Annotated in this window: 20 protein-coding genes; 9 read left to right on the plus strand and 11 right to left on the minus strand. The window is 45.3% G+C overall.

Annotation, left to right across the window (positions count from 1 at the left end; all coding sequences use genetic code 11):
• The first annotated feature begins 100 nt into the window (after positions 1-100).
• Complete coding sequence (locus tag NDI35_RS09195; protein WP_445312464.1) at positions 101-1129, plus strand: ComEA family DNA-binding protein; 1029 nt, start codon at positions 101-103, stop codon at positions 1127-1129.
• A 78-nt stretch (positions 1130-1207) separates the two neighbouring features.
• Positions 1208-2161, plus strand: a complete 954-nt coding sequence (locus NDI35_RS09200) for an FTR1 family iron permease (RefSeq protein ID WP_445312465.1) — start codon at positions 1208-1210, stop codon at positions 2159-2161.
• Between the two features lie 106 nt (positions 2162-2267).
• On the opposite strand, the gene NDI35_RS09205 is transcribed toward NDI35_RS09200, so the two are convergent.
• The 5 genes from NDI35_RS09205 to NDI35_RS09225 all read right to left on the minus strand — a co-directional run bounded on the left by NDI35_RS09205 (position 2268) and on the right by NDI35_RS09225 (position 9400).
• Positions 2268-2747: a hypothetical protein gene (locus tag NDI35_RS09205; RefSeq protein WP_445312466.1), complete on the minus strand. Its 480-nt coding sequence runs from the start codon at positions 2745-2747 to the stop codon at positions 2268-2270.
• A 39-nt stretch (positions 2748-2786) separates the two neighbouring features.
• Positions 2787-5900, minus strand: a complete 3114-nt coding sequence (locus tag NDI35_RS09210; RefSeq protein ID WP_445312467.1) for an efflux RND transporter permease subunit — start codon at positions 5898-5900, stop codon at positions 2787-2789.
• An 83-nt stretch (positions 5901-5983) separates the two neighbouring features.
• Positions 5984-7930, minus strand: coding sequence for an efflux RND transporter periplasmic adaptor subunit (locus NDI35_RS09215; protein WP_445312468.1), 1947 nt, complete (start codon positions 7928-7930; stop codon positions 5984-5986).
• A 202-nt stretch (positions 7931-8132) separates the two neighbouring features.
• Positions 8133-8330 (minus strand): hypothetical protein, encoded by a 198-nt coding sequence (locus NDI35_RS09220; protein WP_445312469.1) that lies wholly within the window; start codon positions 8328-8330, stop codon positions 8133-8135.
• 347 nt (positions 8331-8677) lie between these two features.
• The gene (locus NDI35_RS09225) at positions 8678-9400 is read right to left on the minus strand and encodes a DUF305 domain-containing protein (RefSeq protein WP_445312470.1); all 723 of its coding nucleotides are present in this window, start codon (positions 9398-9400) and stop codon (positions 8678-8680) included.
• Positions 9401-9719: 319 nt separating this feature from the next.
• Here NDI35_RS09225 and NDI35_RS09230 point away from each other — a divergent pair, with 319 nt between their 5' ends.
• The 4 genes from NDI35_RS09230 to gloA all read left to right on the plus strand — a co-directional run bounded on the left by NDI35_RS09230 (position 9720) and on the right by gloA (position 13276).
• Positions 9720-9914: a heavy-metal-associated domain-containing protein gene (locus NDI35_RS09230; protein ID WP_333072949.1), complete on the plus strand. Its 195-nt coding sequence runs from the start codon at positions 9720-9722 to the stop codon at positions 9912-9914.
• Between the two features lie 35 nt (positions 9915-9949).
• Positions 9950-12205: a heavy metal translocating P-type ATPase gene (locus NDI35_RS09235; protein ID WP_445312471.1), complete on the plus strand. Its 2256-nt coding sequence runs from the start codon at positions 9950-9952 to the stop codon at positions 12203-12205.
• Between the two features lie 19 nt (positions 12206-12224).
• Entirely contained in the window at positions 12225-12737 is a 513-nt protein-coding gene (locus NDI35_RS09240) for a cupredoxin domain-containing protein (protein WP_445312472.1), read from the plus strand.
• A gap of 110 nt (positions 12738-12847) precedes the next feature.
• Positions 12848-13276, plus strand: coding sequence for a lactoylglutathione lyase (gene gloA / locus NDI35_RS09245; protein WP_445312473.1), 429 nt, complete (start codon positions 12848-12850; stop codon positions 13274-13276).
• A 115-nt stretch (positions 13277-13391) separates the two neighbouring features.
• On the opposite strand, the gene NDI35_RS09250 is transcribed toward gloA, so the two are convergent.
• From NDI35_RS09250 to NDI35_RS09265, 4 genes are all read right to left on the minus strand, one after another.
• Positions 13392-15167: a hypothetical protein gene (locus NDI35_RS09250; RefSeq protein WP_445312474.1), complete on the minus strand. Its 1776-nt coding sequence runs from the start codon at positions 15165-15167 to the stop codon at positions 13392-13394.
• Positions 15133-15309, minus strand: a complete 177-nt coding sequence (locus NDI35_RS09255) for a hypothetical protein (protein ID WP_445312475.1) — start codon at positions 15307-15309, stop codon at positions 15133-15135. The genes NDI35_RS09250 and NDI35_RS09255 overlap by 35 nt, the downstream gene beginning before the upstream one ends.
• 134 nt (positions 15310-15443) lie before the next feature.
• On the minus strand, positions 15444-16433 hold the full coding sequence (locus tag NDI35_RS09260; protein WP_445312476.1) for an SGNH/GDSL hydrolase family protein: 990 nt from the start codon (positions 16431-16433) through the stop codon (positions 15444-15446).
• A 5-nt stretch (positions 16434-16438) separates the two neighbouring features.
• Positions 16439-17854: an MBOAT family O-acyltransferase gene (locus tag NDI35_RS09265; RefSeq protein ID WP_445312477.1), complete on the minus strand. Its 1416-nt coding sequence runs from the start codon at positions 17852-17854 to the stop codon at positions 16439-16441.
• A gap of 275 nt (positions 17855-18129) precedes the next feature.
• Between NDI35_RS09265 and NDI35_RS09270 the strand changes: the two genes are divergently transcribed.
• Complete coding sequence (locus tag NDI35_RS09270; protein WP_445312478.1) at positions 18130-21081, plus strand: ATP-dependent Clp protease ATP-binding subunit; 2952 nt, start codon at positions 18130-18132, stop codon at positions 21079-21081.
• A gap of 99 nt (positions 21082-21180) precedes the next feature.
• On the opposite strand, the gene NDI35_RS09275 is transcribed toward NDI35_RS09270, so the two are convergent.
• Positions 21181-21411 (minus strand): photosystem II protein, Psb35-related, encoded by a 231-nt coding sequence (locus NDI35_RS09275; RefSeq protein ID WP_242724850.1) that lies wholly within the window; start codon positions 21409-21411, stop codon positions 21181-21183.
• Between the two features lie 567 nt (positions 21412-21978).
• Here NDI35_RS09275 and treS point away from each other — a divergent pair.
• Positions 21979-25359 (plus strand): maltose alpha-D-glucosyltransferase, encoded by a 3381-nt coding sequence (gene treS / locus NDI35_RS09280; RefSeq protein WP_445312479.1) that lies wholly within the window; start codon positions 21979-21981, stop codon positions 25357-25359.
• A 201-nt stretch (positions 25360-25560) separates the two neighbouring features.
• Here treS and NDI35_RS09285 read toward each other — a convergent pair whose 3' ends face one another.
• Positions 25561-25881, minus strand: a complete 321-nt coding sequence (locus tag NDI35_RS09285; RefSeq protein ID WP_242724852.1) for a 2Fe-2S iron-sulfur cluster-binding protein — start codon at positions 25879-25881, stop codon at positions 25561-25563.
• A gap of 35 nt (positions 25882-25916) precedes the next feature.
• Here NDI35_RS09285 and NDI35_RS09290 point away from each other — a divergent pair, with 35 nt between their 5' ends.
• Positions 25917-26153 carry a hypothetical protein gene (locus tag NDI35_RS09290; RefSeq protein ID WP_445312480.1) on the plus strand — a complete coding sequence of 79 codons (237 nt, stop codon included), beginning with the start codon at positions 25917-25919 and terminating at the stop codon, positions 26151-26153.
• Positions 26154-26165 lie beyond the last annotated feature (12 nt).

Here is a 26165-nt window from a genome sequence, read left to right on the forward strand (position 1 = left end):
CGATCGCAAATAGGTAGAATGAATAGCTCACAAATAATTGAGAATTATTCTTAATAAGTTGTGAGTCCAAATGCACATAACGTAAAAATTAGCAACTGCCATGTTATCATCCTTTCGCTTATTACCGACCGCTACGGCTACAGCCATCCTCGTTGCTCTGGCCGGTTGCGCTTCCCCCACAGCCAGCAACACCGACAGCACCACCTCACCCGCTGCTACAGCCAGTCCCGCATCCACAAGCGGTCACAGCGGGCATCACGGCGGCAAAGGCGGCATCAACATCAATACTGCGATTCTTTCAGAGTTAGATAAACTCGAAGCCAAGTTAGGAGTACCGGCACTTTCTAACAAAATTCAAGCCAGCCGCCCTTACGGAAAAGTCGAAGAATTGGTTTCAAAAAAGGTCATTACTCAAGCCCAATTCGACCAAATCAAAGACTTGGTAACTATTGAAAATGTGGTGCTGACAGGCGAACCCAGAGATGTAGACTACATGACTAAACTTGGCTTGATGAAAGGGCATCTTTTCGTAGCCCAAGAACTCTTGGATCAAGGCAAACCAGACCAGGCAGAACCGCACATCGGGCATCCGGTCGAAGAAATTTATGCCGATGTGGAAGATCAGCTAAACGAGCGTAAAATTCCTGAATTTAAGGCTACTTTAATTAAATTGCAGGATTTAGTTAAAGCGGGTGCAAAAGATCCGGCTCAAGTCAAGGCGGAATTTACCACATCAATGCAAGCAGTTGATGGAGCAATTGCCGCCCTTCCCGAAACGCAGCGAAAAGATCCGAAATTCGTGCTGCAAGTGATTAACGGCTTGCTGGATACAGCTAATTCCGAATACGGAGCGGCAGTTGCTAACGGCAAAATTTCCGCAATTATTGAATACCAAGATTCGCGGGGTTTTGTCATGTACGCGGAAAGTCTGTACAAAGATATTGCCGAGCAAGTGGCTAAAACTAGCCCCGAAATTGACAAAGCAATTGTTGCCAACATGAATGAACTTAAGACAAATTGGCCAACTGCGATCGCACCCCCCGCCCCCGTAAAAACCACCGAACAAGTCAACCAGCTAGTTAAAGCGATCGAGAACGACAGCCAAAAAGTTCTCAAACCCGCATCTTAAAAAAGTTAACTGAAACCGCCAACGGTAATTGGTAAAAAAACTTACCAATTACCGCCCGATATTACCTCAACTAAAAAGATGAATTTTAGCGAAGCATTGCCCACATTTGTAATTACTCTCCGCGAAGGAGTCGAAGCCGCCTTAGTTGTCGGAATCGTTCTCGCTTGCCTCAAAAAGTCGGGACAAAGTTATTTAAGTCCTTGGGTTTTTGGGGGGGTAGGAGTTGGACTTATTGCCAGCGCTTTTATAGGTGTACTGTTAGTCTGGACGATGCAAATTTTGTCCGCATCCAATCAGCCTTTTGCACCGATTATGGAATTGCTGCTAGAAGCAATCTTTGGGATTATAGCAATAGCAATGCTGAGCTGGATGCTGATTTGGATGACCAAGCAAGCGCGATTTATGAAAGCCGAAGTTGAAGGCGCTGTAAGTGCTGCTTTAACGCAAAACTCTCATGCCGGTTGGGGCGTATTTAGTTTAGTTTTTATTGCTGTTTTGCGCGAAGGGTTTGAAACGGTTTTGTTTGTCGTCGCCAAGTTTCAACAAGGCATTATTCCCGCAATCGGCGCTTTGGGCGGCATTCTCTCAGCCACTGGACTTGGTGTCCTGCTGTTTAAATGGGGAGTCAAAATTAATATCCGCCTGTTTTTCAAATATATGGGCATTTTATTGCTCTTCATTGTAGCAGGCTTAGTGGTATCTACTTTGGGACTTTTTGACAGCGCGATGAATATTTTATCGCAAACAAATCGCGAATCAGCAGCACTGTGTTTCTATTACGAAAGATTTACTAAAATCCACTCTTGCATTCTCGGGCCGATGGTCTGGAATACCTCGCAACTGCTTCCCGAAGACAAGTTTCCAGGTTTGTTGTTGAGTGCGCTGTTTGGCTACACGGATAAGCTCTATGTCGTGCAGGCGATCGCTTATTTCGTCTTTTTAATTACCGTCGGTGGCATTTACCTTCAAAGTTTGGCAGGTCGAGTGTTTTTCCCGTTCAAAAAAAACTCAGGTAACGAAATAGGAAATTAAGTGCGATCGAAATACGATCGGCTTTTTAGTGGAATTGCAGGAGGCAGTTGTTTGTTGCTAATAACTAATGCGCCCATAAGTGAGAGCGCATTAGAAAATCAGCTATCTATTGATTGAAGGTAAAACGACCGTCAACTTTTTCTCCGTTAATATTCGCAGTAACTTTCACGGGATAACTTCCTGGATCTTTGCCCGGAAACACCACAGCGTAATGTTTGCCCTCAGCATCATACTTGAGAGCTAGGGTTTGCTGCTTTCCATTCGGCAACTGCACTTGAGCCGTCACTTTGGCGTTAGGAACTGGTTCCTTTTTCTCCCCTTTTTGCAAAAAAACATCTAAATGAGTTCCGGTAGCTTCTTTTTCAGGTACAAACTCTAAATAGTAAGCTCCAGACTTTACAACTTGCCCCCCTTTTGTTGCTGTTGCAGGAGCAGTGGCGGGACTAGAAGACGCAGGTTGAGAAGCGACAGGAGGGGATGCTGCAGTGTTATTTGGATCGCTTGCTTGGTCGCCTTTACTGCAAGCTCCCAAAAACAGCAATCCGACACTACCTAGAATAACTAAGCTAGACTTGAGCGATTTCATTGGTTTGGCTCCTTGCTGACTGACAATAATTAGAAAATATCACACATTAACTCTCTTTCCATCTTCAATAACTGGCTGAGGTTCTTGAGGTAGTAAAAACTTACCAAATTGAGCATACAAAGCTGGCAAAACTAACAGAGTTAGGGCTGTAGAAGTAAATAACCCTCCTAAAACTACTACTGACAGCGGTTGCAAAATTTCCTTGCCCGCCCCGCCTTCAAATACTAAAGGTGCTAAACCCAAAGCTGAAGTTAAAGCCGTCATCAGGATGGCGTTGAGCCGTTCCATCGAGCCTTTTATAATTGCTTCCTTAAAAGGCATTCCTTCGGCTAACTTAGAGTTGTAGTTGTCTACTAAAAGCAAGCCGTTACGGGTAGCAACGCCGAATAATGTGACAAAGCCAACCAGGGAAGCTACAGAGATGATGCCGCCCGTCAAAGCTACCGCAATTACTCCTCCCACTAAGCCGATCGGCAAATTAATCATAATCATAGCAGTTGAAGCGATAGACTTGACGGACAAGTACATCAAGACTGTAATTACCAAAAAGGCGATCGCACTAAATATCATAATATTTTGCGAAGCTCTTTGTTCTGCTTCAAATTGACCACCGTACTCGATAAAATAGCCAAAAGGCAACTGCACTTCTCGTTTTACTTTAGCTTGAATTTCATTCACAACCGATCGCAAATCCCTACCTTTAGCATTAGCCGCTGCCACAATCAACCGGGAAACATTCTCACGGTTAATCGTATTGGGCCCCGTACCGTATTTGACAGTCGCAACTTGGGCGAGGGGAATTTTATTGCCGCTTGGAGTATCAACCAACAAATTCTGAATAGTTTCTAGGTTTTTTCTGGCTTCAGGCTGCAACCAAACAACTAAGTCAAAAGTTTGTTGCACTTCCAAAACTTGAGAAACAACTTTGCCGTTTAAAGCTGTCTCAATTATTTCAGAAAGCTCTCCGATTTTCAAACCGTATCTACCTGCAGCTTGACGGTTAAACTTAATTTGAATTTGTTGCACAGGCACCTGCGGTTCTAGTTGCAAATCTACAATTCCTTCAACTGTTTTCATTTGCTCTTCAACTTGGGCACCGATGCTGCGAAGCTGATCCAAATCCGGGCCAAATATTTTGACAGCAATCTGACTTCTGACACCAGATAAAACCTCATCCATCCGGTGAGAAATAAAACCACCGATATTTGGTGCAACTCCCGGCAATTTAGCAAATTCCTGCCGCAGCGACTCCAAAGTTTTCGGCCTGTTTTTCATCCCTGCCTCGCTTAAACCGATATCAATGTGAGCTAAATTGACTCCCGCAGCATCAGCATCTCCCGGAGCTCGGCCCGATCGCACTTGCACGTATTCAAACCTGCTATCATCCTTAAGTGCATCTTCAATAGCAAAAGCCGCGCTATCTGTTGTCTCCAAAGACACCCCCGGATAAAGCTGAATAGTATTCACCAAAGTTTGCTCCTGAAACTCCGGCAAAAACACCCGTCCAAAGGATGGCAAAATAATTAATGCAGCCACCATGCTAGCAGCAGCAAAAGCTAAAATAATCCCGGAATAGCGCATTGACAAATTTATCGAAAAATGATATACTCTCTTGCAAAATCTCGGCAGCCAAGGTTCCGCCGCACTCATACGTTTGGTAGGCAACAAAATAGCGCAAAGAGCCGGAGATATTAACAGCGATTCTAGACTAGAAATTACCACAACTACCAAATAAGTAATCCCCATAGGCGTAAAAATTCGACCTTCTACACCGGGCAAAGTAAAAATTGGCGAAAACACCACAATGCCAATAACAGTCGCTCCAATTAACGAATCGCGCACCTCCTGACTGCCATCAAAAATCACATCCATCACGGAGCGAGGATGAAGCGAAGACCTATTTTCTCTCAAGTTGCGGTAGGTATTTTCGGCATAGACGATCGCATCGTCGATCGCAGTGCCGATCGCCACCGACAAACCCCCCAAAGTCATCGTATTTAATCCCAGCCCCAGCCAATACATCGCCAGCAGCGCCAACAGCCAAGTCAGAAAGAAATCCAGCAAAACAACCGCCAGAGTGCGCCAATTCATCAAAAATGGGATGAGAATCAGGGTGACGATAATACTGCCTTCAACTAAAGCCGATCGCACATTCTCCACCGAGGAATTGATATATTCTTCCTGTCGGAAAGTCACAGTAACTTTAATATCTTTTGGCAGAGCTTGCTGCACCTCAGCCATTGCTGCCTCAACCGCTTTAGTTACCGTCGGAGTATCCGCAACTGGCTGTCTGTTTACCATCACAATCACAGCTTTTTTGCCGTTAAAACTGCCATCGCCCCGCTTGATTGCAGCACCAATCTTGACATTAGCTACATCAGCAATTCTGACGGGTGTTCCGTGGCGAGAGTCGATCGCCGATTGCTGCAAATCTTCCACAGACTCAATCCGCCCCACCCCCCGGATTAAAGTTTCTCGATCCGGCGTAATTAAATACCCCCCCGGCGCGTTAACATTCGCAGCCGCCGCCGCTTCAGCTACTTGCTGCAACGACACATTAAAAGCTTTTAACTTTGCAGGTTCTACTAATACTTGATACTGCCTTTCTTCGCCGCCGTAAGCCACCACTTGAGCAACGCCTGTCACTGCCAAAAGGCGATTGGTGACTTGCCAGTCAACAAGACGGCGCACTTCCATCAAAGGAGTAGTTTCTGAGGTAAAAGCATAGGTAATAACAGTGCCCACAGGAGAAGTTGTGGGAGAAATTTGCGGTGTTTCTACCCCAGCCGGGAGTTTACTTTGGGCTTGCTGCAATCGTTCTGTGATCAACTGGCGCGCTTGATAAATTTCAGTTCCCCAATCAAAGATTACCTTAACCGAAGAAAGGCCCACAGCCGAAGACGATCGCACTGTTGTTACTCCAGGAGTTCCGTTAATCGCACTTTCAATTGGCAGTGTTACTAAAGACTCGATTTCTTCCGGCGCGAGCCCCGGTGCTTCCGTCTGAATTTCGACTTGCGGGGGTGCAAAAGGAGGGAAGACATCAAGCGACATTTGGGGGATGATATACAATGTCCACAGACTAACAATAATGGTGGCGACAACAACTAGCCAGCGGCGGTTAATTACCCATCTGAGAATTGTGCTGAACATTTAATAATTTGGGAATTGGGAATTGGGCATTGGGCATTGATAAAAACAGCTATCCGTTTATCCGTGACTTCCGTGTCGTGCTGTTACTTCAAACTCTTGACTTCTGTCTCTTGAGTTTTAACGTGATGGTTGTTATTGTGTAACAGCAATTCCTCGTCCCAGGTCGATTTAGAGGCGGAAAAACCATTATTTGCAGCATGGTTTCCAGAATCCGCTGCTATTGCTGGCAATTTGCGTCGATTTCCCCACAACACGCCGGCTGTGAAAGTCAGGGATGCGATCGCAACTCCTCCCCCTATTCCCGCCCACCATAAAGACACGGGTAAATTATTAAAATTAACCTCTGTTGCCTTTGGAGTTGCCTCTTTCTTTTCCTCGTCTTTTGAGGCCTTGCTGCCGCCCCGCAAAGATTGTGCGTAAAGTTGAGGTGCTCGCTGCGTTACTATCAAATCTCCCTCGAATAAACCCCTCTTAACTTCAACTAAATCTCCGGCCGTTTGACCGAGTTCAATTTCAACAGCTTGATAAGCATTGCCATTTTGGATGTAAACGGTTTTTTTACCGCTAACATCCACTACCGCCGCACTCGGAATTGCTAAAATATTTGTGGCAGTTTTGTCTGTTAAAATCTCCAACTCCGCAAACAGTCCGGGCTTTAATTCACCGTTAATATTATCTAGTTCTGCTTTCACCGGCACCACCCGCGTTTCTCCTGACACGGATGACCCAATTAAGGCGATTTTTCCATTGAAAGTGCGATCGGGTAAATTAGCGACTTTTACCCTGACTTCCTGACCCCGTTTTACTTTATTCAGGTCTTTTTCGTAAATATTGGCTGTGGCAAAAACGCGGCTGTCATTTAACAGACTCATCAACGGTTTTTCAGCGTTTACTGACTCTCCAGGGGTGATTTCGCGATCGGCTACCGTCCCGGAAATCGGAGCAACTACGGTAACGAGTCCTCGATCGTTGGCAACAGTTCCTAATTGTTGGAGCCGCGCTTGATAGGCTGCATCAGCCAAGCGAATGCGCGACTGAGCGACTTCGACGGCAGTTTTGCCGCGTTTGAGTTGGTTCTCGGCTTCTAGGACTTCCCGGCGGCTCTGAGCTCTGGTAAGTTGAGCTTTTGCTTCTGCTACTCTGCCTTGAGATTCCCGCAATTCCCGCATCGGCAGGTCTACTTCGGCTTGTTTAATTTCGGTTTGGGCTTTGATAACTTCAGGACGGCTTTTTGCCTTAGCAACAGCGGCTTGTGCTTCGGCGAAGTGGGCTTGCGATTCCAGCATTGTGCGCCGCGCGATCGCTCCTGATGCCGCTAATTCTTTGTCGCGATCGAACTGTTCTTTAGCAATAGTTAATTCTGTTTCTGCCCGCCCTATTTCGGCTTGCGCTATTTCAACTTGACGCTGATAGTTTTCTTTAGCCGCTTGCACAACCGAACGCTTGTTTACTAATTCTTGTTCTTGCTGGTACTGCTTAGTTACCGCTGTCAATTGGGTTTGGGCTTGGGCGATTTCTGCTGCGGATATTTGAAGTTGGCGATCGTAATTTTCTCGTGCTAATTTGATATCGCCTTCCGCTTGCTGCAAATCTGCCTCAGCTTCGGCACGTTTCGAGAGAGATTCAACCCGCAATTGTCCTAATTCTGAACTCGATAAAACCGCAAGCGGTTGACCTTTTGATACTTTGTCTCCTGGCTTAACCAGCAACTCTACTACTTTGCCAGCAACAGGAGCCGTCACTTCTACTTTTTGGTTGGGCAAAGTTTCAATTTGTCCAGTAGTTTTAAGGCCGATATCTAGCCGCTGGGTGGTAGCAGGGGAAACTTTAATTCCTAATCGTTTTGCTGTTTCGGCATCCACAGAAATAGCGGTAGGAGTTTGAGTTGTTTCGCCGCTATGGTGAAATTCATTTCCGTGGCCAGCGTGGGCAAAAACAGCGACAGGAGAACTTAGCCAAATTAGGCTGAACAAAATTCCCGAAAATGTGCTAATAATTGCCGGAGATTGAGCATATTTATGAAATATCATCGTTGGCATTGTCCTTGAAATCAGGTTGAGTGCCACAGGTTTAACGGTTGGTATTTTGCACAGGTAAGTAAGTGATACCCATTAAGTAAAGTTACTTATTAGCATTTTCCAAGAAGCGACCGCTAAGCAATGACCAAGAGCTAGAAATGCTCTACTCAACCTAGTATTTCACGGTCAAATGAAATTAGGATGAAATTTCGCATCAGCAGCCCAGATGCCCACCAGCTTCTAAAATACGAAGATAAGTTTCGCCTAATGACAAGCGATTGTGCTGTAGATTTTTTTCCGGTTTTTTTATCTGTGCTCGCGCTTCAATTTCGTTTGTCAATCCGCTCACTAACTCATCTACGGCTGCATTTGATTTATAAGTGGTGTTTAATTCCAAGCTATTCAATATCATAAACTACCCCCTCTATCTATATAGCTTTTTGCTGACTTACCTACTACTTTAGAGGTAGAACTGAGCAATTGTCTACAGTAGTTTTACGTAAGTTATACTACTTTAGAGGTAGGGCGGCTCAATTATCTACAGTATGTGTAGGTACTCTCAGGAAACTGAGATGGAGTCAGACAAATGCTGACAGCCACAGTCGAGCTAAATTACTGTTTGTACCAAAGTTGTCGCCACTTTTTCATGTCTTCAATTTATGGCTTTTGTGAAGCAAGTATTTCCTGAACATTTGACCTAACGTGATTCATGTCACTCATGTTTTGAATTTGTGTCACGTTTTGTTGATGTGAGCTAAATTACTGTTTGTACCAAGCTTGCCGCCACTGTTTCATTTGCTGAATTTCTTGCTTTTGCGAAGTCAGAATTTCTTGAGACAATTTCTTCATTTCCGGGCGTTTTGACTTCTTCAAAGCATCTTCAGCCATCACTAAAGCTCCTTCGTGGTGAGGAATCATGGCATTGATAAATCGCAAGTCAAATTGGTCGTCAGCGGCCCCTAAATCCATGCTCATCATCATGCTTTGCATTTGTTCGGGAGTCATTGGCATCATGTGACCCATTGGAGCGTGATAAGCCATTGGCGTACTGCTGGCTTTGGGATACCAAGTTTTTCGCCACTCTTTCATTTGATTAATTTCGCGGTTTTGAGCAGCAATTATATCAGTGGCAAGCTTTTTCATTTCCGGGCGTTTGGATTGTTTAAGCACATCTTGAGCCATGTTTACAGCACCTTGATGGTGTACTGTCATACCATCAATAAATCGCAAATCGTAGTCGGCATCAGCCGGGCCTAAATCCATTGACATATCGTGATTCATGCCATGATTCATGCCATGATTCATGCCGCCGCCTTGTACCGCGTCTTGCTTGTTGTTTGCTTCGGTTGCAGCCGTAACGTTTGGGGCTTGACTTTCACTGGAAGGGGCTTTTGAACAAGCTGCAAGCACTCCACTGGTAAAAGCGGCTGTGGCGGTCAACATCAGCGCTGCAAAGCCTGTTTTCAATGAAATTGGTTTCATAGAGCTTATATCCTTAAAACGGCCATTTATCTTCAGCTTTTCACATATAAATGAAATTAGGATGAAATTTTTGCGGCGAACTTGTAAAGAATTATTGCTGTGCTGTCGATCGCACTCAAATTTAAGATTTACAGAACTAACAACCTAATTATGTAGGGTACACAGTGCGGGCCTTACCCCTATGGGTAGGGTGTCAAACCAATTTTTTCATAATTCCTGATTTATTTTGCCATTCCCCTTGACTCTCCTGCGTACTGGAGACTTTACACTGGAGTTAATTCATTGATTGAGCAGAGTAGTTTCTGCTGAGGTTCAAATTATGACTTTACAGCTAAAAGTTCCTAAAATGGCTTGTTCTGCTTGTGCGACTACAATCACAAAAGCAGTCCAAGCCATTGACTCCGCCTCAACCGTTGAGGCGGATCTCAAGACAAAATTGGTCACGATTCAAACCGCTAAGTCGGAAAGTGAAGTTAGGAAAGCGATCGCATCGGCGGGCTATCCAACTATTTAAAGACAAAGGGTAAAGTCTCATTGAGGATGGCATATATGGACAATCTCACACTTAAATTGCGGGGCATGAGTTGTGCTTCTTGTGCTTCTTCTATCGAACAAGCCATTCAATCTGTTCCCGGCGTAATTGAGTGTCATGTCAATTTTGGGATGGAACAAGCAACCATCCAATACGACTCCCAGCAAACCAACTTAGAAACAATTCAATCGGCGGTTGATGATGCGGGATACCAAGCTTTGCCGCTTCAAGAAATGGCGACGCCAGAGGATGATTCCGAACAAGCCGATCGCAAATCTGAATCTCAAACCTTGCAGCGGCAACTCTGGACAGCAGGCATCATCAGCATCCTGCTAGTTGTGGGCGCTATTCCAGCGATGACCGGCTTGCACCTGCCATTTATTCCCGCATGGCTGCACAATTTTTGGTTGCAATTAGTCCTGACATCCCCCGTACAATTTTGGTGCGGCAAATCGTTTTATGTAGGATCTTGGAAATCCTTCAAACGGCGGGTGGCGACAATGGATACCTTGATTGCCTTGGGAACGAGTGCTGCTTACTTTTATTCTGTATTTGTGACATTTTTTCCCGGTTTCTTGACAGCCCAAGGTTTGACTCCTAGCGTTTACTATGAAGTAGCAGCCAGCGTTATCGCCTTAATTTTGTTGGGGAAAACCCTAGAAAATCGGGCGAAGGGAGAGACTTCGGAGGCAATTCGCAAACTCATGGGTTTGCAAGCAAAAACTGCTCGGATAATTCGCAATGGGGAAGAGTTGGAAGTGCCGATCGCCCAAGTGGAAATTGGCGACATCGTGCAGGTGCGGCCGGGAGAGCAAATCCCCGTAGACGGAGAGGTAATTGAGGGTGCTTCGACGGTAGACGAAGCAATGGTTACGGGAGAAAGTTTGGCTGTCAAAAAGCAGCTTGGCGACGAAGTTATCGGAGCCACAATTAACAAAACTGGCAGCTTCCAGTTTCGGGCGACAAGAGTTGGTAAAGATACATTTCTAGCTCAAATTGTCAAGATGGTGCAGGATGCACAGGGGTCAAAAGCACCGATTCAAAAGTTAGCAGACCAAGTGACTGGTTGGTTTGTTCCTGTAGTAATTTCCGTCGCTTTAGCTACTTTTATTATCTGGTTTAACACGACGGGAAACTTCACTCTAGCGACCGTGACAATGGTGGGAGTCTTGATTATTGCTTGTCCCTGCGCTTTGGGTTTAGCGACTCCGACTGCTGTGATGGTTGGCACGGGTAAAGGTGCAGAAAACGGAATTTTAATTAAAGGAGCGGAGAGTTTAGAATTGGCTCACAAAATCCAAATAATTGTGTTAGATAAAACAGGAACTCTTACTGAAGGTAAGCCGACTGTAACTGATTTTGTGACAATTAAAGGAACCGAGAATAGCAATGAGTTAAAATTGCTGCAATTAGCTGCGTCTGTCGAGCGAAATTCGGAGCATCCTTTGGGGGAAGCTGTTGTTAGATACGCTCAATCTCAAGAGGTTAATTTGACGGATGTTAAGGATTTTGAGGCGATCGCGGGGAGTGGCGTGCGCGGGGTTGTAGGCGGAAAGTCGATCGCCCTGGGAACGCTGAGGTGGATGCAGGAACTAGGCTGCGATACTGAATATCTGGAACTGCGCGGGAGAGCTTTGGAAGCTGCGAGCAAAACGGTTGTTTGGATGGCTGTAGAAGGCAAAATAGAGGCAATTCTGGGGATTGCGGATGCTCTCAAACCATCGTCCGCGCAGGCGGTGAAAGCACTTCAAAAGCTCGGTTTGGAGGTGGCGATGCTGACGGGGGATAATCGCGCGACTGCGGAGTCCATCGCCCAATCCGTGGGCATTACGCGCGTTTTTGCCGAAGTTAGACCCGACCAAAAAGCAGCTCAAATCCAAGCCCTGCAACGGGGAGGAAAAATTGTCGCGATGGTGGGAGACGGGATTAACGATGCACCGGCTTTGGCCTTAGCAGACGTGGGAATTGCGATCGGTACCGGCACAGATGTGGCGATCGCCGCCAGCGACATTACCTTAATTTCAGGAGATTTGCAAGGCATAGTTACAGCAATTAAACTTTCCCGCGCCACCATGCGAAACATCCGCGAAAATCTGTTTTTTGCCTTTATTTACAACATCGCTGGAATACCGATCGCGGCTGGCATTTTATTCCCCATTTTCGGCTGGCTGCTAAATCCAATTATCGCCGGTGCAGCAATGGCTTTCAGTTCAGTCTCTGTAGTTACTAATGCTTTGCGATTGCGGACTTTTCAAGCCAAATCTAGTGCATAAATTTGGAGGAATTAGAAAAATGTTACAGCCTAGTCAAATTTGGGGAAGTCTCGCGAGTTTAGGACTTGTGATGGGAATGGCATCGGGAGTTCAAGCTTCCGAAATGTCCGTCCCGCATTCTACTTCAACGACTCAATTCCGCAGCATTGAACAGCCACTAGGTTTAAAAGTTGGCATCACAATAGGTGGTTTGACATTAATCGGTTTGGAATTATGGTGGTTTTTGTTCAGTAAAGCTAAAGGGCAGCAAGCTGAATATATTCAGGGGATACAAGAGTTGACTATTACTGTAGACGGGGGTTATGAGCCTGCCACTGTAGTTGTGAAAACAGGTCAATTAGTCAGGCTCAATTTCTTGAGGCGCGACCCCAACAGTTGTCTGGAAAAAGTGTTGTTACCAGATTTTCACATTGTGCGAGAATTACCTCTAAATCAGGTAACGGCTGTTGAATTTACCCCTCAACAACCTGGACGATACCTATTTACTTGCGGCATGAATATGTTTAGGGGTGTGGTGGAAGTAAAAAGCTAAATCAAATAGACAGTTGTTAACCTGCGGCAATTGCGACGGTTGAGGCGCGAGTTTTTTCAGCAAGAAATCGCTAAAATAGATGAAAGCTTAAAAAATTTGGAGTGAGCTAAATGCAACTACTACACACGATGCTCCGAGTCGGCAACCTGGAAGAGTCCCTCAAATTTTACACTGAGGTTCTGGGCATGAAATTGCTGCGAAAAAAGGACTATCCAGACGGTAAATTTACTCTGGCTTTTGTGGGCTACGGCGACGAATCAGACACTACAGTTTTGGAATTAACATACAACTGGGGCGTCACAGAGTACAATTTGGGAGATGCTTACGGTCATATTGCGATCGGGGTTGACGACATTTACGGTACTTGCGAAGAAATTAAAGCCCGCGGCGGTAAAGTTAGTCGGGAACCCGGCCCGATGAAGCACGGTTCAACAGTCATCGCTTTTGTGCAAGACCCAGATGGATATAAAGTTGAATTAATTCAACTGGCAAATCAAGGTAGCAACACCCAGAAAGTAGCAGCAACAACCGCATCCTAACTTTCTTAAGAGGGGGAAGGGGAAGGAAAAACTATCTTCCCTCTTCCGTTTTCCTTTTGACAACAGTCGTACCCACAACTGTCAACTGTCAACTGTCAACTGTCAACTGAAACTTTTAATTCGATCGCACCGACGGGACAAACTGTTGCAAATAAATTTTTTGCCACAATATAGAAAAACTGCTCCCTATTTGGCTTAAGCTATCAAATTTAGGAATTAATTTAGATTCTCGGCGCTGGTCTAAAGCAGCTATACCCGAAAAAAATATAGCTAATACTAACAAAAATACTACGATCACACTAAATAAAATAGTCCAATAAACTAGAAATTCGCTTGTGTAGCTGACGCCGAATATCCACTTAATCAGTAAATCCGATAAATACAAAAACAGCCCTCCTGAAAACCCCACCCTGAATAATAGCCACGTCCACTTAAACATATCTGTTGCAGTCTTGCTATTTTTGGACGCAGAAAGTTCTAAGTCTCTAATTTGGCTGTTAATATTTGAGGTGATTTCATACAAAGTATACTGCAAACCATCTCTGATATAATTGAGTTCATTGTCGAGGTTTATGCACTGCTCGGATGTACTTTTATCCAAGCTCAGGTTTTGGATTTGTTTGCGGTGCGCCGCCAGTTTATTGTCTAGAGTGTAATCCCATTTTTCCAGCCGATCTACAGTCAAATATAAAAGTTCCTTATTAGCATCTAACAAGCTCTGGCAATTTATGATTGACTTAACTAACTTGCTGAGATTGTTGATATGCTCCTCTAGAGTATTTTGGGATTCCCTTTGTTTAGCTGACAATAAACTTGCGAGTTCGACATCCCGATCGCCACACAGTGATAAAGCCTCACCATACAAGTCGTCAATTTCCATTTTACCGAAATACAGTGACGCTTTGTACTCTTCTATTTCGGGAAGAGTCAGACATTCTAAGGGCTGATATTTTACATTAAATTTATATACAAGCGCTGTCATAATCTGCGCCGCTTTTCGCTCCAGCTTGTCTTTGTAAGGTTCTAAAATAATTGTAGCTAGATTTTTAACTCTCGCTTCCGGGTGGTGCAGGAACTCAAAAATTTTGGCAAGTATTTTAGAGAATTCCCAGTCATTAAAATTATTTTCTACAACTTCCAAAAAGTTTGTTACCGCTGCATCGTTTTCGGCATTCAATTTGTACGGGCCCGTAAGTGCGATCGCAGCAAATAGTCGAGCGATCCAAAACAGATATTCCTCGCAATCCATTGGCAGGCTCGGCAGCAGCCAGCTAGGGCCGTACACCCAAAAATCGAGACAATTCTCATATTCCTTACCGCTGTCATTTCTGCTGCTGTCGCCCAAAGCAAATTTGTTGCTTGCTAATAGTTGAATTTGCTCTTCTACAACCAGCCGCTCAATTTCCCCTGCATTGATTGTGACATTGACAACGCCTTCCTTGCCTTGTCGTGGCCCTGCTTCATCCAACCAAATTGACTTAATACTAACAGCCGCAGACCACCGAATTAAAGGAGTCGATCCCCCTCGCGCTTCCTGTTCTAACGCCGCCAGCAGATTTTTGCTAAAATTACTTGATCTAGGCGTTCTCTCACTTGATCTGTGCCCCTCTCGCACCTTCCCCAATGCCTGAATTGCCAAAGCCCGAAACAGTAAATTCGGATGGGGTTTTCTGACGGATTCCGGTATATTTTCTCGGAATATTCCGCTTTTCGGTACGCCCACAACTTCAGCAAAAGGATCGATCCCGCACTGTTGCAGGATTTTTTCAATTAGGTTTATTCTTTGCCAAGGTTGAGTATATTTAGTGAGAGTGAAGATTAGCGCTGTGCCGCTGCACCCCATTGACTCAGGGATGCTAGGGCGATCGAGTTTCCACACATTGCTCGTCATAATTTGTCGCCAGGACAATTACTAGATAGGGACGCCGTTGTTTGATGCTGAATTCAGCATTACATTTACTGCTGCTTTTTGTCAATATTAGTCCGGGAGGCATAGGGAGGTATAAACCCGGTTTCACGAGTAAATTTCTCATAACTACAGCCTAGATTTTTCTGATAAACCGGGTTGAGCAATGCTAATGTGCGTCCCGAACTCAATATATAATTTTGCACTAATCGATCAAAGGTCACAATTTTAGGTTTGGTCAGGAAACACAACCTATTATAGTCATTTATTTGTCGGATGTTTTAAGATTTTGTCGCTGACCATTTTGTCAACGATTAAGTCGCTGATAATTTGAGCTCCGTGGGAGGTAAAGTGCAAGCCGTCATTACTTTTTACATAGCCTCGCTTACCCGATTTATTAGCAACTACTGGAACAAATCTTCCTGCTTGTGCAAAAGTGTCCCAAGTAGAAATAAATTCGATTTTGGCTGAAGATTTGCTGGCATTTTTATAAATATCGTTCATGATGGGAAAAGCTTTGAGATACGAAGATTTGTTAGGAATCGATTGACCCACCCAATACACTTTTCTCACGGATGACGAATCCAGTAATTTGGCATATCTGTCAGCTCTTTCTTGATAAGCTTTTTGCCATTCTTTGGTCAGAACAACCCTGCCTTTTCCTTGAGAATCAGTGATATTTTGACGGTCATTTGCTCCAAACAAAACTATCACTACATCCGGCTGGTAATTATTAAGAATTTGGCTAGTTCTGGCATACCAGTCATAATAATCTATCCGATTTAATCCGGTCGAGGGCTTGTAGTCAATTTTCGTATCGGCGATATTGTATTTTTTCTTAAGAGTGTACTGGAGTTGAATTCCTAAGTCGAACATTACGGAATCTCCAATAAATAAAAATTTGCGATAAGGTCGGGTTAGTTTTGGTTTAGCTGGGGTTGGTTTTTTGGCTGGGGTTGGTTTTTTAGCATTAGCAGGCTTTGGAGGTTCAACGACCGCTTTTGTTTCGGTTTTGACAGGAGGAAGTTCTGGTTCTTTGGGGAGGCTATCGAAGTTAATATCTTTAATTTTGCTCCAAAAATCTTGTTCGGATTTTCGGAAACCGTCTATTTCGATCAGGCGCGCTGCTTGTTTGATTTCTGGACTGGCGAAAGGAGTTGAAGCAAAGCTTTTTAGAAATAATGATAAGTTTGAAAATATTAAAGTGAGAATTACAGAAGTAACAATCAGCAAAATTTCCCGGTCTTTCATATTTCTTAGAAATTAAAGTAAATAAAAGGCGGAACGGTACTAGGCCCCAACATCAAGATAGTATACACGAGCAGCGAAACTAAGACAACCCGAAAGAAAATGTTTTTTAATGACAATACAGTTTGCAATAGTTGGGCGATGCGATCGCCCCACAAGTTGATCGCGCCAATGACTGCAATTACTAAATACAATTGCCAAAAGTTAAATTGAAAAGTTGCGACGGTAGGATGGAAAATTCCTTCAAAAAAGCTCATCGCAGTTTCCCAGTTGGGAGTGCCGAAAAATACCCAGCTACAAGTAACAAAAGTAAATGTTAGTAGCCAACTGCAAAATTTAGCAAATCGGGGAAAGGCATAGTCTAATTTAAAGTGGATAGCTTGGGGGATATCTTTACATAAATGGTTGACAATTAATCCTAAACCGTGAATTGCTCCCCAGAAAATAAAGTTTAAACCTGCGCCGTGCCACAATCCACCGATCGCCATTGTTAAAAAGAGATTTAGGTACTTCCTCAACTTGCCGTATTTGTTGCCGCCCAAGGGAAAGTAAAGGTAGTCCCTCAGCCACTCTGAAAGACTGATGTGCCACCTTTTCCAAAATTCTTGCAGGCTGAGCGATCGGTATGGCATATTAAAGTTAGCAATGGGTTTAAAACCCAGCAAACAGGAGATGCCGTTGGCTAAATCCGAGTAGCCGCTGAAATCTACGTAAATTAAACAGGAATAGGAAATTGCCGCGAGGATTAAATCGATGCTGCTATACTGCTGGGGGACTGTGAATGGCAGTTGAGTGAAGTTAAACAAAAAGCTCGATAAAGTATATTTTTTGAAGAGTCCCGACAAAATCAAGACTATAACTTCTTCGATTTGATAGTCGTATTTTTTCGGTGAATTTAACTGCGAGTAAAATTCGCGGGCTCGCGAGATTGGCCCGGAGGCAATTTGGGGAAAGTAGGTAATGTAGGCGGCATAGTCTACAAATTTCGGACAAGGGATTTTTTGCTGGTAGCAATCGATCAAATGAGAAATCATTCTAAAAGTGTAGAAAGACACGCCTACGGGGGCGATTATTTGCAAAACTGGAAAGTTGGCTGGAATTTGTAGCTGGTTCAGTACCTCAAATAAAGAAGTTACAAAGAAGTTGCAATATTTAAATATGCCGAGATAGCCAATGTTGAAAATTAGACCGGAGATTAAAGCAATTTTTTTATACTTACTGTTGCAGAGAACCCGGAGAATGATATAATTGTAGACTGTAGATAAAATAAGGAGCAAGAGAAAGTCCAAACTCCAAAAGGAATAAAATAATAAACTCGAAACTAACAAGACAATTTTATACAAATCGACTTGGGGTTTCACAGAGACGATCAGGCTAAAAATAACTAGGAAAAATACTAAAAATTGGTAAGTGGGAAATAGCATAAATCTCAGCCGATAAAAAATCTTGTTTCTGACAATATTTTTATAAGTACAGCCAGCGAACCTATCCCGAAGGGAATCGCCCTAGTCGGTCTGAACGCACCAAATTTCGGGGTGGATTGCAGACTGTAAGCTTTTGCAAGAGGTCAATTAGGTTATAACTTCCGCCTTAGTTAACCGCACTCATAAATTCATAATCCTGTTTAAAGATTATGATGGTTATGAGACGATGTATTAACGGATAACAACAGGAATCCCCTTGATTGCGAGGAACCAACGTGCAGCCAACAGACCCTAGCAAATTTACAGATCAAGCCTGGGAAGCCATTGTCAAATCCCAGGATGTAGCCCGCCGCTTTGCCAATCAGCAGCTAGAGGTTGAACATTTAGCCATTGCCCTTCTCGAACAGCAAGGCCAGGCAAACAGCATTCTCAGCAAAGCTGGAGTGGATGCCCCCCGCTTTGCCCAGCAGTTAGATGCTTTTGCCAAACGACAGCCCCGAGTTGCCAACGCTGACCAACTATACCTCGGTCGCGGCTTAGAAGTGATGTTAGATGTTGCCGAGGCCACCAGGGCGGCTTGGCAAGATAATTTTATCGCCGTTGAACATTTATTAATTGGTTTAGTAGAAGACGAACGAGTCGGTCGCAGGTTGCTGACAAAAGGCGACGGGCCGCCGGGCCGCCCCGGTTACGATCGCAAACCCCCAGCCGGTACGATCGATCGACCAAAACTCGAAGAAGCAATCAAATCTGTCCGCGCCACTGCTAAAGCTCAAGAAAAAAATTCCGAAACTGGGAAAGGCAGCCGCAGCAGCGCTAAAGCCCAAGATCAAGATGGCGAAGCTAACTCCGACGCCCTCAGCAAGTACGGCCGCGATTTGACAGAAGCCGCCAAAGCCGGCAAACTCGACCCAGTAATCGGCCGCGACGAGGAAATCCGCCGCGTGGTACAAGTTCTTTCTCGCCGTCAAAAAAACAATCCGGTGTTAATTGGCGATCCCGGAGTCGGAAAAACTGCGATCGCCGAAGGTTTAGCCCAGCGAATTGTCAACGGCGACGTACCCGAATCTTTGAAAAATCGCCAGCTATTTAGCCTCGACATGGGCAGTTTAATTGCTGGGGCAAAATTCCGGGGCGAATTTGAAGAACGATTGCGGTCTGTCCTGCGGGAAGTCATCGATTCCGACGGGCAAATTGTCCTATTTATTGACGAATTGCACACGGTTGTCGGCACTGGCGGCGGTGGCAGTTCCGGTTCGGGAATGGATGCGGGAAATTTGTTAAAACCAATGTTGGCGAGAGGCGAATTGCGCTGCATCGGCGCTACAACTCTCGATGAATTTCGCAAGAATATTGAAAAAGATCCTGCACTGGAACGTCGATTTCAACAAGTATTTGTTGGCGAACCCAGCGTTGAAGATACTGTTTCGATTTTGCGCGGATTGAAAGACCGTTACGAACGCCACCACGGGGTAAAAATTACTGATTCGGCCCTGGTAGCTGCTGCAACTCTGTCTTTTCGCTATATTTCCGATCGCTTTTTACCGGACAAGGCGATCGACCTGGTAGATGAAGCGGCCGCCCACTTGAAAATGGAGATTACCTCTAAACCTGTGGAATTGGAAGGAATCGACCGCCGGGTGATGCAGTTGGAAATGGAAAAATTGTCGATCGAAGGCGAAGGAAAAGGTACTCTAGCCCCTGGGCTCGGCTTCCGCGTCGAACGCATCACATCGGAGATTGACATTTTAAAAGTCAAGCAGGAAAAATTGTCCTCTCAGTGGTTGGGCGAAAAGCAGTTGTTGGATGCAATCAATAAATTGAAAGCAGAAGAAGACCAACTGCGAGTCCAAATCGAACAAGCAGAAAGGGCTTACGATTTGAATAAAGCCGCACAGTTAAAGTACGGCAAGCTGGAAACTGCGGTGCGCGATCGCGAAGCCAAAGAAGCGGAACTTTTGAAACAGCAAGCTCAAGGTTCTTCCCTGCTGCGCGAAAAAGTTACTGAGGGCGATATTGCAGAAATTGTCGCTAAATGGACGGGCATTCCGGTTAACCGATTGTTAGAGTCCGAACGCCAAAAATTGCTGCAATTGGAAAAACACTTGCACCAAAAAGTTATCGGTCAAGAGGAAGCTGTAACAGCCGTGGCAGCGGCAATTCGGCGCGCTAGGGCGGGCATGAAAGACCCCGGAAGGCCGATCGGCTCTTTCTTGTTTATGGGCCCCACAGGCGTCGGCAAAACTGAGTTAGCGCGGGCGTTGGCGGAGTTTTTGTTTGACAGCGATGATGCGATCGTCCGCATCGATATGTCGGAATACATGGAGAAGCACAGCGTTTCCCGGTTGGTAGGAGCTCCTCCCGGATATGTCGGTTACGATGAAGGGGGACAACTTTCCGAAGCAGTGCGGAGACATCCTTATTCGGTAGTGCTGTTTGACGAAGTGGAAAAAGCGCACCCCGACGTATTTAACATTTTGCTGCAAGTGTTGGATGACGGCAGAATTACCGATTCTCAAGGTCGAGTGGTTGACTTTAGAAATACCGTAATTGTGATGACTAGCAATATCGGCAGCGACCACATTTTAGACGTGTTTACTAAGAAGGAAAAAACCGTCAAAAAACCTGCTAGTCGGAAGCAGGAAACGAAAGATTTGTCAAGTCAAAAGACAGATTATAAAGTGGCTGCCGATGGTACTGTTGAGGTGTCGGCGGAGCGAGTCGATGTTGATACTGTAACTAAGAGTGAAAACAAGACTGAAAACAAGAGCGAAAATGAAAATTTATTGACTCAAGAACGGGAGACAGACCAAGAGTACGAGCAGATGTTAAAACGGGTGATGACAGCGCTGCGATCGCACTTCCGACCCGAATTTCTCAATCGGGTGGACGAGATAATTTTGTTCCACACTTTGAGCAAGGTCGAACTGCGGCAAATAGTCAGTATCCAAGTGAAGCGGATCGAGCGTTTGTTGGCCGAGCAAAAAATTACTTTGGAACTGTCGGATGCGGCGAAAAACCATATCACAGATGTCGGTTATGACCCGGTTTACGGCGCTCGTCCCTTGAAACGCGCTATCCAGCGGGAGCTGGAAAACCCGCTGGCAAACAAGATTCTGGAAAATGCGTTTGTGGAGGGCGATACAATTGCGATCGACTGTGAAAATAACTCTTTGCAATTTCGCAAAAAAGATTCTCGCCCAGCGCTGACAGGTAACAGTTTGTAGTTGCCGAATAGTTTGGAACAGGCAAGATGCCTGTTCCACAAACAATCAATTTTCTTGTGGAACAGGCATCCTGCCTGTTATTAAAAATGGTGAAATATGTCAAGAATTAGACATGGTGCGGCTGCCATAGGCATCCATGCTGTAGGCAGGAACGCGAACGCGGTAATCAATTTCTGTTCCCGTCACTGATTTTGCCAGTTGTTCAAAAGATTCATCGTTCCAATTCCGCTCGTGGATGGGCTTTGACTGTTCTCCGAGGAAATATGCTTGAGTGCCAATTACTGAGGCAGCGACCCAACCGACGATTAAAAGAGCGATTACAATAGCCATATTTGCTTTTTCCTTAACTTTTGTTGCTTTATGTAAACTAATGTAACGAAAGCTTGTAATAAACGTCAAGGTACTGTACTGTCGTGGCAACCGTCCGGCAGGTAGTAAATACCGCACCTCATCCTGAGTCTGTAGGGTGCGCTTAGTGTGAACAAGGGCTCGATCCCCCCTAGCCTCCCTTAATAAGGGGAGGACAAGAGTGTTCTCAAAGTCCCCCTTATCAAGGGGGATTTAGACTGGGCTACCAGCGAGAGATACAGAGGAGTTTCAGGCTTAAGTTGACACGCCTTGGTAGGGTGTGCACCGCGCACCGGTCTTTCGGGTGTGCACCGCGCATCTGTATCGGAATTGTGAACTGTATCCGAAATAGCAAAACAGCTTGTTGAGATTTTATAGTTAAGAAATTATAAGTTTTGCGTTAATAAATTACGATTAAAAGTCTGCCGCTAGCATGAGGAATAGCGGCCAAATTATAAGTTATGATTTATCAGTTTGGGTGGGAACTAACAAATCCCAATTACCAAATTTTAAGTACAAATTACCAATGACCAATCCTCGCTACAAATCATGCCAAACTCAATCTTAAATAACGACCCGTTGTGGTTCAAAGATGCGATTATTTACGAAGTACCTGTTCGGGCTTTTGCCGACAGCAATGCAGACGGCATCGGCGACTTTAGAGGACTGACTGAAAAACTGGATTACCTGCAAAACTTGGGAGTAACAGCAATTTGGGTACTGCCATTTTTTCCGTCGCCGCTCCGAGACGACGGCTACGATACATCTCACTATACTACCGTCAACCCGATTTACGGCACATTAGAGGATTTTAAAGACCTTTTAGAAGCAGCGCACCAGCGGGGAATTCGAGTCATTATTGAGTTAATTGTCAACCACACTTCCGATCAGCACGCTTGGTTTCAGCGAGCGCGCCGCGCCCCGAAAGGAAGTAACGAAAGAGATTTTTATGTGTGGAGCGACACGCCGGAAAAATATCAAGATGCTCGGATTATTTTCCAAGATTTTGAAACGTCTAATTGGGCTTGGGATGCGGTAGCAAAAGCTTATTACTGGCACCGTTTTTATTCCCACCAACCCGATTTGAATTACGACAATCCGGCCGTCCGCCAAGCTATCTTAGATGTGGTAGATTTCTGGTTGGCACTGGGAGTAGACGGACTGCGAATGGATGCGGTGCCTTACCTGTATGAGCGCGAAGGTACTAACTGCGAAAACCTGCCAGAAACTCACGTATTCCTCAAGCACTTGCGGAAGCACGTAGATGAGAAATTCCCGAACCGGATGCTGCTTGCTGAGGCGAATCAGTGGCCGGAGGATGCGGTGGAATATTACGCTGCTGGCGATGAATGTCACATGAACTTTCATTTTCCGCTGATGCCGCGTTTATTTATGGCTTTGTATATGGAAGATAGCTTCCCAATTAGCGACATTCTCCAGCAAACTCCGCAGATTCCCAATAACTGTCAGTGGGCCTTGTTTTTGCGGAATCACGATGAATTGACGCTGGAAATGGTGAGTGATGAAGACCGAGATTATATGTATCGGGTTTACGCTCAAGACACTCAGGCGAGAATTAATTTGGGCATCCGCCGCCGCTTGGCTCCTTTGATGGGAAATAACCGCCGCCGCATTGAGTTGATGAATGCTTTGCTGCTGTCTCTTCCGGGTACGCCTGTGCTTTACTACGGCGATGAAATTGGCATGGGAGACAATATCTATTTGGGCGATCGCAACGGGGTGAGAACTCCGATGCAGTGGAGCGGCGATCGCAATGCCGGTTTCAGCCGTGCTAACCCGCAGCGACTGTACGCACCGCCCATTGTTGACCCTGAATATCACTACGAATCTGTTAACGTGGACGCGCAGCGGGCGAATCCGAGTTCTCTTTGGTGGTGGATGAAACGCCTAATTGCAATTAGGCAGCGCTTCCAAGCATTCGGCCGCGGAACTTGCGAGTTTCTGTACCCGGAAAACCGCAAAGTTTTAGCTTTTGTTCGCACTTATCAAGACGAACACATCCTCGTAGTGGCTAATTTGTCGCGCTTCGTCCAGACTGCAGAATTAGACCTTGCGCCCTTTAAAGGTGCTGTTCCGGTGGAGATTTTCGGCCGCACTGAGTTTCCGGCCGTTGGCGACTCGCCTTACTTTTTGTGCTTGAGCCCTCACACGTTTTACTGGTTTACTCTTACTGTTAAACACGAAGATTTTTCGCTGCACGGTGTTCCCACAGACTTGCCTACTTTGGCGGTGATAGGCAATTGGAAAACTGCTTTTGCTACAAGTCAGTTAAGCGATATGCTGCTTAATATTTTGCCGGGATACCTGCGGCGCCATCGCTGGTTTAGCGGTACAGATCGGACAATTCAATCATTAGAAATAAGTGAGCTTGTACCGATTGAATGTAAAGATAGTGCGGGGGAGCAATCTCAAGTTTACATTCTGTTTTTGCAGTTGAATTATACTGAAGGTATGCCGGAAACTTACGTTTTGCCTTTAGGGTGGGAAGAGATGAAAGGCGATGTGGACGATCGGGCGATCGCGCGCCTGCACTTCCCAGAAACCACCAAGGAAGTCGGGGTACTATTTGATGCTGCTGGTGACAAAGGTTTTCTGAGCGCGCTGCTGGAGGCGATCGGCAATTCTCGCAGTTACAGAGGTGTTGCAGGTCAACTGGTAGGAATTGCCGACAGTGCATTTAGCTCAGAAGAAGATTTATCGCAGCTCGACCCTCACCTGTTCAAAAAAGAACAAAGCAATACATCCGCAGGTTACGGCGACCGCTTCGTCCTGAAAATATTGCGAAAAGTCGAGGAAGGAATCAACCCCGAATTAGAAATCGGACGCTTTTTAACAGAGCGCAACTCGATCCAACACTACGCTCCAATTGCTGGAGCATTGGAATATCACACACCAGCAAAACAAGTCCTTACAGTCGGAATCCTACAAAAATTAATCCCCGACAGCGTAGATGCTTGGTCTTATACATTAGACACACTGCGGGACTATTTCGAGCAAGTAATGACAGTAGAAGCAAAGCATTCCGGTGAGAATTTATCTACGGCCCCCGAAAATTATTTACCGAACGCTTTGACCGGACAGCAGCGGCAGCAAAACTCGCTAGTAGCCGATTTATCGCTAGAAATTCCGGCCTTAGCTCGCGAACTCATCGGCTCTTACTTAGCATCAGCCGAACTTTTAGGTCAACGGACAGCCGAACTTCACCTCGCTTTAGCTGCTGACACAGAAAATCCCGCTTTTGCCCCAGAAAACTTCACTTCCTTTTACCAGCGTTCCATTTATCAATACATGAGAAATGTGGCAGGAAGAACTTTGCTGGAGCTGAAAAAACGGATGTCCAAACTGCCGCCAGAAATACAAAAATCGGCGCAAAAGCTGCTCAACCGCGAAGATTTGCTCATGGAACGTTTCAAGTCTATTCTGAACTTGAGAATCACCGCCGATAGAATTCGCTGTCACGGGGACTTTCATTTCGGGCAAGTTCTTTATACAGGCAAAGACTTCGTAATTATTGATTTCGGAGGAGAACGCGATCGACCCTTAAACGAGCGACGGATGAAGAGGTCGCCCCTGCGAGATGTTGCGGGAATGCTGCAATCTTTGAGTTACGCTGTTACTTTGGCACTCCGCAATGAAGTAGAAAGTGGCATGATTCGCCCTGAAAATCTCCCGGAGATGCAGCAGTGGGCAAACGTTTGGCACCGCTGGGTCAGCCTAACTTTTGTCAAGAGTTATTTGGCGACTGCCGCCGATGCAAATTTCTTGCCCAAATCTATACCGGAACTACAAGTTTTGTTGGATGCTTACATTTTGGAAAAAGCGGTTGGCGAGCTAGCCTACGAACTTAATTACCGCTTGGATTGGGCGGAAATTCCGCTTCAGCGGATTCTACAATTGCTGAATTTATAAGGGTGGGTTTATCTATACTCATTAGGGTGCGTGACTTTTTAGTTACTCAATTAACACCGAGATGCTGGAGAGTCATGCACCTTACACCATAGCCAATCTACTTTGATAACGGTTTGAGCGGCGAATATAATTCGCTCTTCTACAAACAAAATCCGCGCCCAGCTAGGCTAGAAAAAAAGATGGTAAAAGACTGATTTCCTATTACTTAAAATAAAGAGCAGCTTGATATAAAACTTGTTCTTGATGAGTTAACAAAGTGCAGTCAGAAAGCGGGTAAGCCACACAAGTAACAGCGTAGCCAGCTTGCAATTCTGACGGCTTCAAAAACTTTTGTTCGCTTTGGTCGATTTCACCGCTCAGCAGTTTGACAACGCAAGCTGAACACTCTCCTTGCTTGCATCCATTCGGCAAGCGGATACCGGCATCTTCTGCCATATCTAGGATATACTGGTCGTCTGGTACTGCGATCGTGCGATCGAGCGCAAGTTCCTGATTCACCAACCGAACTTGATAAACTGCCATTTTTTTCTTATTCCTCGCGAAAGGGCGGGTTTACGATGCTGTTAGTCCTAGCAAATATTTCGGGTAAAACCCGCCCCTTGTATCTTAAAAGAGTGAGGACGGTCGATCGCCACGTCATTGATTCGATCATACCGACAATCAGGCGATTGAGCCGACAATCAGTCGCTCGTACCGACAATCAGTCGCTCGTACCGACAATCAGTCGCTCGTACCGACAATCAGTCGCTCGTACCGATCATCGGTCGCTCGTACCGATCATCGGTCGCTCGTAGCGACAAATGGGT

Origin of the sequence: Microcoleus vaginatus FACHB-2002, assembly GCF_040004035.1 — a bacterium.
GTDB lineage: Bacteria > Cyanobacteriota > Cyanobacteriia > Cyanobacteriales > Microcoleaceae > Microcoleus > Microcoleus vaginatus_C.